This window comes from Salmonella sp. SAL00653, from assembly GCF_046552515.1.
GTDB classification, from domain to species: domain Bacteria; phylum Pseudomonadota; class Gammaproteobacteria; order Enterobacterales; family Enterobacteriaceae; genus Salmonella; species Salmonella enterica.
Window position 1 is genome coordinate 20,414 of sequence record NZ_JBGDTY010000006.1, and the last position, 13,035, is coordinate 33,448.

Genomic DNA, 13,035 nt, shown 5'->3' on the forward strand with positions numbered 1-13,035 from the left:
GCACTGGAGTTATTCCGGACAGAGAAAAAAAGCATGACGCAGGAGATGGCTGTGTTTGTTTACCCGAATCACTTACCTTAGTAAGTGATTCGGGATTAATCAGCAACCTCTTTGCTTTTTATCGGCGGCCAGACTTTGGCTGGAAAAGTGCGTTACTGCTAAATTTCTCACTCTCTTACCGCCTTCCTGCCCCTCGAAATACCTGAAACCTGTGCTCACAGATTAATAGCGATTATTTAATCGTGAAATAACGCTGGGCATTATTGAAGCAGATATCCTGAACCATACGGCTTAACATCGCTTCATCATCAGGAATCTCTCCGTCCTGCGCCCACTGTCCCAGCAGGTTACAGAGAATACGCCGGAAATATTCATGTCGCGTATAAGAAAGGAAACTGCGGGAGTCGGTCAGCATCCCGACAAACTGACTTAATAGTCCCATTTGCGACAGTTGCTCCAGTTGGCGCAGCATCCCGTCTTTCTGATCGTTAAACCACCAGCCGGAACCAAACTGCACTTTTCCGGCAATTCCCGGCCCCTGGAAGTTACCGATCATGGTCGCCAGGACTTCGTTATCACGTGGGTTCAGGCAATAGAGGATAGTCTTGGGCAGTTCATTAGTCACATCCATACTGTCGAGCAAACGGGAGAGCGCCCAGCTAATGTTATTATCGCCAATGGAGTCAAAGCCGGTATCCGGCCCCAGCAGGCGGAACATCCGGGTATTATTGTTACGGATCGCGCCAATATGTAGCTGCATCACCCAGCCGCGCGCGGCGTACTGGCGGCCCAGCCAGACCAGCACCGCCGTGGTAAACTGGGCGATCTCAAGTTCGCTCAGCGTTTCGCCAGCCAGACGTTTGCCCAGAATGGCGTCAAGCTGCGCGTCGTCGGGCACCGGCGCAAATCGCAGCGTTTCAATGCCATGATCCGACGCGCGGCAGCCGCAGGCGGCGAAATGGTCGAGGCGGCGAGTGAGCGCCTGACGTAAATCGTCGAAACGGGTAATGCTGACATCTGCCGCCGCTTCCAGTTTCCTCAGGTAATCGACAAAGCCGTCCAGTTCGATTTTGAAAACTTTGTCGGGGCGCCAGCTTGGCGCGACTTCAATATCAATGCTGTCGTCGGCGGCTATCTGGCGGTGATATTCCAGAGAATCTATCGGGTCGTCGGTGGTTCCGACCATCCGCACATTCATCTGCTGCATAATACCGCGCGCGGAAAAGGCCGGCGTCGCCAGTTTCTCATTACACTGCGTCCAGATACTTTCCGCGGTATCCGGTCCGAACAGCGTACCTGTAATACCAAATGGACGGCGTAGTTCAAGGTGCGTCCAGTGATACAGCGGATTGCCCAGCGTTTTTGGTACGGTATTGGCCCAGGCCATATATTTTTCATAATCGCTGGTCTCTTTGCCGGTGATCAGCGACTCATCCACGCCTGCGCTTCGTAGCGCTCGCCATTTATAGTGGTCGCCTTCCAGCCAGATCTGACCGAGGTTATCGAAACGGCGATCGTCGGCGATTTCCTGCGGACTTAAATGGCAGTGGAAGTCATAAATCGGCATGGGCGCGGCGTATTTATGGTACAGCGTGCGGGCAATGTCGTTTTTAAGTAGAAAATCTTCAGTCATAAACGTAGCCATGATTTATCTCCTTACTTAGCCAGCGCTTCTACCGTGGCTTTCGCGCCATTCTGCAATAGCTGTTGGTAAGCGTCGGTAACGGCTTGCACAAATTCGTGGTTCTTCGGCAGGTCGCTGCCAAAGATAGACTCGATGGCCAGTAGCCCGCGAACGCGTTCTTCCGGCGTCTGATATTGCTGATGAATCGCCTGATACTGCGCTAGCAGCGGATCGACGACATCAATGGTTTTACCTTGTTCATCGATACCGCCGACGTAACGCATCCATCCGGCGACGCCCAGCGTCAGGCGGCGATAGTCATCGCCCTGTTGCAAGTGCAGACGTACCGGGTCCAACAAACGCTGCGGCAGTTTCTGACTGCCATCCATCGCGATCTGCCAGGTGCGGTGTTTCAACGAGGGGTTAGTGAAACGCGCGATCAACAAATTCGCATACCCTTCCAGATCGGTGCCTTCCGGCATTGATAACGTCGGCGCTTGTTCATCAAGCATCAGCGCCAGCGCCGCGCGACGGTAAGCCGGGTTGGTCATGGTATCGGCGATAGTGTCATACCCGCCGAGATAACCCAGATAGGCGAGGAAAGAGTGACTGCCGTTAAGCATACGCAGCTTCATCATTTCAAACGGTACGACATCTGCAACGAATTGCGCGCCGACGGTGTCCCAGTCCGGGCGACCATTCACAAAGTTATCTTCGATGACCCACTGGCGGAAGGGTTCGCAGGCGATAGCGCAGGGATCATAAACCCCTAACTGGTCGGCAACCAGCTGTAGCGTCTCTTCGGTCGCCGCCGGAACAATGCGGTCAACCATGGTGCAGGGGAAGGTCACATTGTCGGCAATCCATGCGGCGAGGGCGGCATCGCGAGCTTTTGCCAGGCCGAGGACGGCAGCCTTCGCGACGTGACCATTCTCGCGTACGTTATCGCACGACAGCACGGTAAAAGCTTTCAGTCCTTGCTCCCGGCGCATGTTTAGCGCTTCGACAATATAGCCAATGGCGGATTTAGGCTGCTGTGGATGGGCAAGATCGTTTTGGATAAGCGGATTATTGACATCAAGCTCGCCGCTGGCGGGGTCGGTGCAGTAGCCTTTTTCGGTCACGGTTAAGGAGACGATGGCGGTTTCCGGGCGCGCCATTGCCGCCAGAATCCCTGCATGGCCGTCGAATTCAGGGTGCAGCGCTTCTTTCATTGAACCGATAATTTTCAGTTCGGTGCTTTCTGCGCCGCGTTCTGCAACGGTGTACAGCAGATTTTGCGCTTTCAGGTTCGCGATCAGCCGCGCGTCGTTACCCGGCATCAGGTTCACTTCACAAATGCCCCAGTCGCTGTCGCTCTTTTCCAGTAGATGATGGGTAAAGAGCGCCTGGTGCGCGCGGTGAAACGCCCCGCAGCCCAGATGCACAATACGGGATACCAGACGTGATTTGTCCCAGTTTGGGCGGGCGACGGAAACCTGGGCGGTGGCGATATTCTGTTCCATTGCAAACTCCTGTCATTCGACGTCTTCGCCCGCGATCTCCGGGGCGAGGCATGTTGCTATTGCATTGAGTAGGGGAAATCGCATGACGCGTCGCGCCATGCGAAAGAAGGTTATTTGCTAAAGAAAGCGCGCTGGATAGCCAGTTCGACGCCGCGGACTTCCGCAAGCCCTTTCAGACGGCCAATGGCGGAATAACCCGGATTCGTTTTCTTCTTCAGATCGTCCAGCATCTGATGACCGTGGTCCGGGCGCATTGGGATCAGATCGTCGCTACCTTCGGCTTTACGACGGTGCTCTTCTTCCACAATCGCTTTAACGACTTCATACATATCCACATCGCCGTGCAAATGGGCGGCCTCGTGGAAGGTCTTCGGATTCTCTTCGCGCAGCGTAGAACGCAGATGCGTAAAGTAGATGCGCGGACCAAATTGCTTGATCATATCAACCAGATCGTTGTCAGCGCGCACGCCGTAAGATCCGGTACACATGGTGAAGCCGTTCGCCATGCTATTAACGGTTTCCACCATCCATTGCATGTCTTCAATGGTAGAGACAATGCGCGGCAGGCCGAGAATAGGGCGCGGCGGATCGTCAGGGTGAACGGCCATACGCACGCCAACCTCGTCGGCAACCGGAATAATGGCTTTCAGGAAATAGGCAAAATGTTCACGCAGTTTTGCTTTATCGATATCTTTATACGTCGCCAGGTGTTGACGGAACTGATCCAGCGTATAGCCTTCTTCCGCGCCAGGTAAACCGGCAATAATGTTGCGGGTCAGACGTGCTTTGTCTTCCTCGCTCATGGTGGCGAAACGCCGCTCTGCCTGAGCAATCTCTTCTGCCGTATAGTCGGCTTCTGCTCCCGGACGCTTCAGGATGTGCAGTTCGAACGCGGCGAATTCAATCTGGTCAAAACGCAACGCTTTTGAACCATCCGGCAATACGTATTCCAGATCCGTACGTGTCCAGTCCAGCACCGGCATAAAGTTATAGCAAACCGTATAGATACCGCATTGCGCCAGGTTACGCAGCGTTTGCTGGTAGTTTTTGATCCATAAATCGTACTGACCGGTGTGGGTTTTGATGTCTTCGTGGATAGGTACGCTCTCTACCACAGACCACTCCAGACCTGCCTCTTCAACGATTGCTTTACGTTTCTGGATCTCGTCTACCGACCAAATTTCTCCATTCGGGATATGGTGTAACGCCGTTACCACGCCGGTTGCGCCAGCCTGGCGTACATCTGACAGCGTTACCGGGTCGTTAGGTCCGTACCAGCGCCAGGTTTGTTTCATATCTCGTTTCCTCTTCTTGCGATAACGTCTTCGTGGTTGACCCATTGCCAGCCAACATCGAAACGTGCTTTGTAAACCCGTTCTGACCCCTAAATTCAACCAAAATTTTTCTCATGTCAACCTTATTGTCTAAATTGGCTAACCAAATCACAAATATCATCATTCACGGTCTGCCAATTTTATTTATTTGATCTGTGTCAATTTTTGCTGGGTGAAAAGCATTCACCATTCAACTTGAAATGAGTTGATGTATTTATTTCAAGAATATTAAGTGCGGGAGTTGCCGCCAGATTTTGACCGGTCCGGATGAGAAAATATTGATTGGTCAACCAATTTTTGTGATTTCAGTTTTCCCGCTACAGGTCAGACGGCGCGGAGCTAATGTTTTTTAACGAGGCTTTATCATGAAGATGACAAAATTAAGATGGTGGATTATCGGCCTGGTCTGCGTAGGGACCATCGTAAACTACCTGTCCCGTAGCTCGCTTAGCGTTGCGGCGCCAGCGATGATGAAAGAACTCCATTTTGATGAGCAACAATATTCCTGGGTGGTGAGCGCCTTCCAGCTTTGTTACACCATTGCGCAGCCGATCACCGGCTATTTGATGGATGTCATCGGACTGAAAATCGGCTTCTTTATCTTTGCCTTGTTATGGTCGCTGATTAACATGGCGCACGCGCTGGCCGGCGGCTGGATAAGCCTGGCATTTCTGCGTGGTCTGATGGGGCTAACCGAAGCGTCAGCGATTCCGGCCGGGATTAAAGCCAGCGCCGAATGGTTCCCGACGAAAGAACGCGGTATTGCGGGGGGCCTGTTTAATATCGGTACTTCGATTGGTGCGATGCTGGCGCCGCCGCTGGTGGTCTGGGCGATGCTGACCTTTGCTGATAGCGGCATCGGTACTGAAATGGCGTTTGTGATTACCGGTGGGATCGGCGTGCTGTTCGCCATCACCTGGTTCCTGATTTATAACTCGCCAAATAAACACCCGTGGATCACCCACAAAGAGCTGCGTTATATCGAAGACGGCCAGGAAAGCTATCTCCAGGACGATAATAAAAAACCGGCCGTTAAAGAGATCGTTAAAAAGCGTAACTTCTGGGCGTTGGCGATTACCCGTTTTCTGGCTGACCCGGCATGGGGAACGCTGAGTTTCTGGATGCCGCTGTATCTGATTAACGTGATGCATCTGCCGTTAAAAGAGATCGCCATGTTTGCCTGGCTGCCGTTCCTGGCGGCGGACTTTGGCTGCGTTGCAGGCGGTTTCCTGGCGAAGTTCTTCATGGAAAAGATGCACATGACCACGATCAATGCGCGTCGTTGTAGCTTTACCATCGGCGCTGTTTTGATGATTTCGATCGGTTTTGTCAGCATTACGACTAACCCGTATGTCGCCATTGCATTGATGAGTATTGGCGGTTTTGCGCACCAGACGCTGTCTACCGTCGTGATTACCATGAGCGCTGACCTGTTCAAGAAAAATGAGGTCGCGACGGTTGCCGGTCTGGCAGGATCTGCGGCATGGATGGGACAGTTAAGCTTCAACCTGTTTATGGGGGCATTGGTCGCTATTATCGGTTACGGCCCGTTCTTCATTGCACTCAGTCTGTTCGATATTATCGGCGCTATCATCCTGTGGGTACTGATTAAAGATCCAGAAAAGCACCACCCGCCAATGACGGAACAGCCGCTGGCGTCTCACCGCTAAAGCTGTCTCGGTTTCACTGGCCTGATAAGCGAAGCGCTACCGGGTTCTAACGGCCACCTTCGGGTGGCCGTCTTCATTACCCTTATCGGTAAAAATACGCGTTGGTTTTATACCAGCGCGTTATCATTTAGTTTGCCTGATTATTTTCAGATGCTGAAAATAATATTGTGGTAAGGGTTATTGTTTTCCGCCTGGATTTTTATCGACTCTCTGTCTCGCTGCGATCATCGATAAAGTCCTCTTTATGTAAATAAAGGTTCAATGCTTCTACTCTTTTCCCCATATATTTTGCGCAGCTTCACAAAAAATAACCTGATGTCGTAATGCCACTCCCTAATATTCTCCATGCGCTATACGTTAATTTAAGTTTAAATTTCATGCCGGGGATATCACGATGTCACGTAATTTTACTGTTTCAGCCTGTCAGTATATTGTTACCGAAATAAACACTTTTGAAGATTTAATAACAAAGGTAAGGATACTTCTTAATAAAAGTCAGGGTGCTGATGTCGTTATCTTCCCGGAGCTATTTACCATTGAGCTATTTACACTATTGAAAAAATGGCAAGAAAGACCCATTCCACACCTTACTTTAATTGATCAGTTCACGGATGCCTATAAGCAGCTTTTTCAACAGGAAGCTAAAGAAAGAGGACAGTTCATTATTGCTGGCTCTCATCTGGAGCAGACCGGAGCAGATCGCTATGAGAATGTTGCGCATATATGGGGACCCGACGGCGAACATTATGCTCATAGTAAGACGCATATCTTCCCGGCTGAACGGGGTTGGTATACTCAGGAAGGCGATAAAATGGCTGTTTTTCAACTGCCATTTGCAAAGGTGGGTTTTAATATTTGTTATGAAGCAGAAATACCGGAGTGTGCCGCGACGCTGGCGGAACAGGGTGCGGAGTTAATTTTAACGCCTTCCGCTACGTTTACTGAACAGGGATTTTGGCGAGTCAGACATTGTTGCCACGCACGTTGTATTGAAAATCAAATTTATCTTGTTCACTGTTGCCTGGGCGGAAACCTGGGGGGACTACTGCCAGGCTGCTGGGCCCGAAGTTCAATTTTAAGCCCCTGTGATGTCGTGTGGAAAAATCCACAAGGTATTATCGCAGAGGCGCACGTCAATCAAGAGGATTTCATTTCAGGAGAAATTAACCTCGATGTTCTATATGAAAATAGACTTGGGGGGGCAGCAACAACGTTCAAGGACAGACGCAGAAAAGCAGGCATATATAATATCTGGCCATCACACATTAAATAACAGAATGTGTCCCTTCTATGTATTAGCTGGAGGTCGTTATGGGATATTTAAAATTACCTGAGGGTAAAAGGATTGCGGTCAATCTTGGTGTTGATGTAGATGCTCAGTCTTTATGGCTGGGCGGATTTAATCGACCGTCGCCATCCTTTATGTCACGAGGAGAGTTTGGTGCTCAAGTTGGCGTACCAAGGCTTCTGAAATTGTTCAAAGAAAATAATATCAAAACCACCTTTTTTATTCCCGGACACACTGTAGACACCTTCCCGGAAATCAGTAAAGCAATTTTTGATGCCGGGCATGAAATCGCTCACCATGGCTACTATCATGAAAACCCGACGCTGGTGAATCGTGATACAGAACGCCGACTTATGGATCTGGCGTTCGCCTGTTATAAAAGACATTTCGGCATACGCCCTGTGGGATACCGTTCTCCCTATTGGGATTATAGCGAGAATACGCTGGATCTTCTGGAGGAAGCCGGTTTTCTCTATGACAGTAGCCTGATGGCGAGAGATCTTGTGCCTTACCATCCTCAACGTTGGCAGGTGAATTGGGAGACGGGAAATATCGCAGGCCCGGCCAGCGCGATTCTGGAAATTCCTGTTAGCTGGTATCTGGATGATTTTCCCGCACTGGCGTATACCGGTAACCAGGAGGGGATGAGCGATACTGACGGTGTTCTGCGACGCTGGAAGGATATTTTTACCTATGCTTATAACCATCAGGAAAACGGTTTATATGCGATGGCTCTTCATCCGCAGATAATCGGTCATGGGCATCATATGATGATGTTGTCACGTTTGATTGAACATATTAAAGGGCATGATGGCGTATGGTTTGCAACCTGTGAAGAGATAGCCAGTGTCTGGGTGGATGACGAAGAGGATCGACAAAAAATGCTCCGTCCTGATGTTCGTGGCGTAGCGCCGGTTCCGGATGATTATGGCTGGCCAGGCAAATGATATCACCTCATGACAATGTTAATATCAGTCGGGTAACGGATTACCCGGGCAGAAGTTACCTGTTTGCCCGCTCGTTAATGCATATTGTCCATCAGAAAGGGAGACTATCCCGGGACGTATAAAATCTTTTTTATTTCGGTCAAAACGTTAATCAACGAGAATGGCTTTTTTTGATTTAAATCATTTTTTAGTGTTCACAGGATAATAAGCAAATAACATTTATAATGTGAGCATTAAGAAAAATAAAATTTCCATAGTGATTAATTTTCGTTTAACACTTTGATTTTTAATGTTTTTGTGTGTGTTAATTGATGTAAATCAATTTGGTCTTTTTTATTAAATAAGTAAAAATTAAGTTGATATTTGCTTTTTGATGTGTTTTTTATATATAGCTGATTATTATTCTGAAATGTCAATTTTTGAATAACGACGCTGTGATACCGGCACCAGGGATACTTTGCGATAAAAGGGATTGAATATGGCAGAGAGCGTTCAGTATAACCTCAATTGTATTTGGCCACAGCGGGCCAAAACCCTCTATTGCTTTGCAACCAGCGGAATAACGTTCATCAGACGTGGGTAAACGTCGGCAAAATCCCTGCAAACCTGGCGCTTTTCACGCTGTGTTTTTTGGTCGTTGCGCTTTTAATAAGAGTCACAAGCGCTGGCCGCCGGTATTCGTCTGGCTGATCAACAAGGAGATAAATCATGGATGCGATTTTTTTAAAGCTCGACAATATCAAAGGCGAAAGCCAGGTTGAAGGCTTTGAAGATCAGATAGAGATCATGTCTTATAGCCACAATGTGGCAATGCAGGTAAATAACGATGTTAGCCTCACTGAGCGGACTTCCGAGCGTGCGCATGTTGGTGAAATGTCGCTCACCAAATTTGTCGACCTCGCCACGCCTGTGCTCAATGAGTACTGCTGTAGCGGGAGGCTAATTAGAACAGCGGTGCTGACGTTGTGCCGCAATGACGACGGCAAAATGCGGTCGCTTATCGTTTATACCCTGACAAACGTGCTGATATCACAACTCAGTGTTAGCGGCGGCGCCGGCGGTAAGCCGGTGGAAACGATGTCGCTGAACTTCACGAAAATCGAATGGCAAGTCACTGCCGAGAAATCAGACGGCGCTCAACAGGAGTCCAGAGCGTCAGTATGGGATCTGGCGATGGACCAGATAGGGAAATGATGATGACGCCAACCATTCCGGTCGCGCTATTCGACAGGCTCTTGGTTGAGGGGATAAGCCCACATGAATTGGTACGACGCAAGTTAATGTGTTTATTCAACTCTTGCTCCGTGCCAGGTGGCGAGACATTACCGCCGCTGCTCACTCGGGGTATGCCGGAATGGCACGAGGTGAATGTGGGTGACAAACGGGTTCTCAACTGGTTTTGCCGTGAGCTTCGCGCTGCTATTTTACGTTATGAACCGAGCATCAACATGCTGAAAGTTAGTGTAAAAGATGCCCATCATCAGACGCTAGCGTTGTCTTTGGAAGCGATGTTACAGGATGAGTCTGAACCGTTAAGGCTGGAGATAGCCTACTCTAACGGTAGATGGCGCTAGTAATGCAGGAAGGAACGCCGGGCCGGGCGTTTAACATTATCCCAAAAGCAAAAAAACGCAGCGAGCGAACCTGATAATCAGGCAGACAGTCCACCTTTCGGTATGGTTGATCTGCCTGCATCATTTTCAGGATGGTTAATAACGGACCATGACAGATTTAAGTTCGGTATAGTCATCAATAAACGCGCTGCCAAATTCACGACCAATGCCCGATCCTTTCATCCCTCCAAAGGGTACCGCGGGATCGAGGAAGGTATGCATATTGACCCACACCATGCCAGCATCAATATCTTCAGCGTAGCGTAATGCCTTAGACATATTTTCCGACCACACACTTGCAGCAAGGCCGAATGGCGAATCGTTGATATGCGAAAGCGCCTCTTTTTCATTCTGATAACCGATAAAGCTACAGACAGGGCCAAAGGTCTCCTCGTGCATCAGCGTACTGTTTTTACTACGCACTTTTACCGCTGTCGGCTGTAAAAAGTACCCTTCGCCGGGTAAAGTTTCACCGCCATAAACAATGGTATCCCCTTCTTCCCGTGCACGTTGAATCAGACGCAGCACTTTTTCAAGCTGAATCTGATTCGCCAGCGGGCCCATCACCGTTTTTTCATCTAAAGGCGAGCCGGGCACGATCTCCGATAACCGTTGTCTGAGGAGCGTCATGACCGTATCCAGTTTTTCCTGGGGCAGATAAAAACGCTCTGCGGCAGCACAAATCTGTCCTTGATTCAGATAACCGGCTTCAAGAATACCGTTGACCATGGCTTGTGCCGTGAGATCATTGAGAAACAGCGCCGCATTTTTCCCTCCCAGTTCGAGGGTAACGCGTTTTCCTGACGATGTTGCCGAACGCCGGACTTTCTCACCTGTCGCGACTGACCCGGTGAAACTCACTTTGGCGCAATCTGGATGCGCGATCAGCTGTTGCGCTATCTCACCGCCAGCACCGTTTACCACGTTAATTACGCCATCAGGGAAACCTGCCTCTTTAGCCAGTTCAGCGACTCGCAGCAGTGTCAGCGGGGTATATTCACTTGGTTTAATGACGATGGTGCAGCCACATACCAGCGCTGCGGCCAGCTTCCAGATAGCAATCATAATGGAGAAATTCCACGGCACAATACCGACGACCACACCAATGGGTTGGCGTTGGGTAAACGCTGTGTATCTCTCTTCTCCCATTGATGGCAGGGAGACATTCAGCGTTTCACCGGTTATTTTTCCTGCCCAACCGGCAAAGTAACGCAGGAAGGCCACTGACTGATCGAGTTCAAGACCGCGCGACAGCATAATCGTTTTACCTGAACAGACGCTTTCCAGTTGAGCTAACTCTTCACGATGAGCGGCAAGAGTATCAGCCAGTTTCAGCAGTAATGCGCCGCGTTGTAACGTTGGCATTTTACGCCAGACATCAAACGCCCGTCTGGCGCTCTGCATGGCCTCTTCTGCCTGCGCAGGGGTTGCCGACACAACGTCGGCGATGATTTTGCCGGTGGCTGGGTTAGTGACCGAGAAGTTCGTGCCGTTTCCGGCCTGACGTTCACCTGCAATAAATTGTCCGTGTCGTTGGCGTAAAAAAGTCGTTACTTCGGCAAGTAATGTCACGTCGCTCATCAGAAGTGCCTGTAGGTCAGGAATGTACGTTTTTCTATCTCAACATACTTGCCTGGAACTGAATATCGTTCCAAAGAACGTCATTCTTCCGGACGATATTTTGTAAAACGTTACCGTGCTGTGATAGCGGTCTTAGTCAAGCGTGATGACAAGGTAACGCGATGAATACAAAAATCGATGCGTTGAATTACTACGGCGCGACGAAAAAATACCCGTTGCATTTTCCTGCTCTGCAAGACGATATTGATGCTGATGTGGTGATCATTGGCGGTGGCTTTTCAGGCATCAATACCGCGCTGGAACTGGCGGAGCAGGGGATCACTAATGTTGTCGTTCTGGAAGCCCGCCATCTTGGGTATGGCGGCACCGGGCGAAACGGCGGTCAGGTAATGGCCGGTATAGGTCACGACATCGAAGCCGTTAAAAAATATGTAGGCGCAGCGGGAATGGAGACGCTGTTTAAAATCTCGAACCTCGGCGCAGGCATTATTCGGGAGCGAATTCGTAAATACCATATTGATGCTGATTTTGTCCCCGGATATGGTTATCTGGCCTACAACCAGCGGCAGTTAAAAACGCTGCAACAATGGGAAAAAGAATTCAAAGCCGCTACGCCGGAAGACGATATTGAACTCTATACCGGTAAAGACGTGCAGCAGGTTATCGGTTCCGACGTCTACTGCGGTGTTCTCACGCATATGGGGGGAGGGCATGTCCACTCGCTGAATTTATTGCTGGGCTCCGCTCAGGCTGCGAATTCGCTGGGGGTGAAGATATTCGAATATTCACCTGTGGTTGAGGTCAGTTACGGTAAAACTGTGCGGGTACGTACTGCGATGGGCAGCGTAAAAGCAGCCAAATTGCTGTGGGCCTGTGATAGTTTTCTCAATAATCTGGAACCAGAAATTTATAAGAAAACGCTGGTTACTTATTCTTATCAGGTCTCTACAGAACCTCTCTCCAGCGAGCTTGTTGAGCGGATCAGTCCCTTGCGCGGGGCTTTTAGCGATATCCGCCCGGTTATAAATTACTACCGTCTCACAAAAGAAAACCGTCTGCTGTTTGGCAGCGCCACAAGGTTTCTTGAATATACCCCGCACGATTTTGCTGCCTGGAACCGCACTCTGTTGACGGAGGTCTTCCCTTATTTGAAAGACGTTAAAATCGATTTTGCCTGGGGCGGACCGATGGCCTGTAGCGCGAATCTGTTTCCGCAGATTGGCACGCTTCGTGAACACAATAATGTTTTTTATGTTCAGGGTTATTCCGGATTTGGCGTCACGCCTTCCCATATTGTATGCAAAATCCTGGCCGAAGGAATAAATGGCGGTTCCGAGCGGTATCGTCTGATGAGTAGCATTCCCCACGCGACAATTTATGGTCGCGACAGTCTACGTCTATTGCTGGTCAGTGCGGGAAAACTGATACATCAAACAGCCGGTTTCTGGAAAGGCCGGAATTAACCAGGAGAAC

General features: G+C 49.7%; 10 protein-coding genes. 6 read left to right on the top strand and 4 right to left on the bottom strand.

Annotated elements, in window-relative coordinates:
• Positions 1-232: 232 nt before the first annotated feature.
• The 3 genes from uxaC to uxuA form a co-directional block, all read right to left on the bottom strand.
• Positions 233-1,645 carry a glucuronate isomerase gene (uxaC, locus tag ACLJRU_RS08980; RefSeq protein ID WP_000190182.1) on the bottom strand — a complete coding sequence of 471 codons (1,413 nt, stop codon included), beginning with the start codon at positions 1,643-1,645 and terminating at the stop codon, positions 233-235.
• Positions 1,646-1,656: 11 nt separating this feature from the next.
• Positions 1,657-3,129, bottom strand: coding sequence for a fructuronate reductase (locus ACLJRU_RS08985; RefSeq protein WP_000437127.1), 1,473 nt, complete (start codon positions 3,127-3,129; stop codon positions 1,657-1,659).
• Between the two features lie 110 nt (positions 3,130-3,239).
• A complete protein-coding gene (gene uxuA / locus ACLJRU_RS08990) occupies positions 3,240-4,424 on the bottom strand; it encodes a mannonate dehydratase (protein ID WP_000815487.1) in 1,185 nt (394 codons plus the stop codon).
• Positions 4,425-4,828: 404 nt separating this feature from the next.
• Between uxuA and ACLJRU_RS08995 the strand changes: the two genes are divergently transcribed.
• From ACLJRU_RS08995 to iraD, 5 genes are all read left to right on the top strand, one after another.
• Positions 4,829-6,133: an MFS transporter gene (locus ACLJRU_RS08995; RefSeq protein WP_000784371.1), complete on the top strand. Its 1,305-nt coding sequence runs from the start codon at positions 4,829-4,831 to the stop codon at positions 6,131-6,133.
• Between the two features lie 394 nt (positions 6,134-6,527).
• Positions 6,528-7,406, top strand: a complete 879-nt coding sequence (locus tag ACLJRU_RS09000) for a carbon-nitrogen hydrolase family protein (protein WP_038394035.1) — start codon at positions 6,528-6,530, stop codon at positions 7,404-7,406.
• A gap of 38 nt (positions 7,407-7,444) precedes the next feature.
• Positions 7,445-8,368: a polysaccharide deacetylase family protein gene (locus tag ACLJRU_RS09005; protein WP_000540892.1), complete on the top strand. Its 924-nt coding sequence runs from the start codon at positions 7,445-7,447 to the stop codon at positions 8,366-8,368.
• 708 nt (positions 8,369-9,076) lie between these two features.
• A complete protein-coding gene (locus tag ACLJRU_RS09010; RefSeq protein WP_187790638.1) occupies positions 9,077-9,562 on the top strand; it encodes an Hcp family type VI secretion system effector in 486 nt (161 codons plus the stop codon).
• Positions 9,562-9,942 (top strand): anti-adapter protein IraD, encoded by a 381-nt coding sequence (gene iraD / locus ACLJRU_RS09015; RefSeq protein ID WP_001540910.1) that lies wholly within the window; start codon positions 9,562-9,564, stop codon positions 9,940-9,942. The genes ACLJRU_RS09010 and iraD overlap by 1 nt, the downstream gene beginning before the upstream one ends.
• Before the next feature lie 135 nt (positions 9,943-10,077).
• On the opposite strand, the gene ACLJRU_RS09020 is transcribed toward iraD, so the two are convergent.
• Positions 10,078-11,562: an NAD-dependent phenylacetaldehyde dehydrogenase gene (locus tag ACLJRU_RS09020; protein ID WP_001540909.1), complete on the bottom strand. Its 1,485-nt coding sequence runs from the start codon at positions 11,560-11,562 to the stop codon at positions 10,078-10,080.
• Between the two features lie 161 nt (positions 11,563-11,723).
• On the opposite strand from ACLJRU_RS09020, the gene ACLJRU_RS09025 reads away from it, so the two are divergent.
• Positions 11,724-13,025, top strand: coding sequence for an NAD(P)/FAD-dependent oxidoreductase (locus tag ACLJRU_RS09025; RefSeq protein ID WP_001540908.1), 1,302 nt, complete (start codon positions 11,724-11,726; stop codon positions 13,023-13,025).
• The last annotated feature ends 10 nt before the right edge of the window (positions 13,026-13,035 follow it).

Bases quoted from the DNA above. Each gene is read 5' to 3' on its own strand.
- ACLJRU_RS09000 (WP_038394035.1), top strand. From the start codon at position 6,528: ATGTCACGTAATTTTACTGTTTCAGCCTGTCAGTATATTGTTACCGAA.
- ACLJRU_RS09010 (WP_187790638.1), top strand. From the start codon at position 9,077: ATGGATGCGATTTTTTTAAAGCTCGACAATATCAAAGGCGAAAGCCAG.
- ACLJRU_RS09020 (WP_001540909.1), bottom strand. From the start codon at position 11,562: ATGAGCGACGTGACATTACTTGCCGAAGTAACGACTTTTTTACGCCAA.
- uxaC (WP_000190182.1), bottom strand. From the start codon at position 1,645: ATGGCTACGTTTATGACTGAAGATTTTCTACTTAAAAACGACATTGCC.
- ACLJRU_RS09025 (WP_001540908.1), top strand. From the start codon at position 11,724: ATGAATACAAAAATCGATGCGTTGAATTACTACGGCGCGACGAAAAAA.
- ACLJRU_RS08985 (WP_000437127.1), bottom strand. From the start codon at position 3,129: ATGGAACAGAATATCGCCACCGCCCAGGTTTCCGTCGCCCGCCCAAAC.
- ACLJRU_RS09005 (WP_000540892.1), top strand. From the start codon at position 7,445: ATGGGATATTTAAAATTACCTGAGGGTAAAAGGATTGCGGTCAATCTT.
- uxuA (WP_000815487.1), bottom strand. From the start codon at position 4,424: ATGAAACAAACCTGGCGCTGGTACGGACCTAACGACCCGGTAACGCTG.
- ACLJRU_RS08995 (WP_000784371.1), top strand. From the start codon at position 4,829: ATGAAGATGACAAAATTAAGATGGTGGATTATCGGCCTGGTCTGCGTA.
- iraD (WP_001540910.1), top strand. From the start codon at position 9,562: ATGATGACGCCAACCATTCCGGTCGCGCTATTCGACAGGCTCTTGGTT.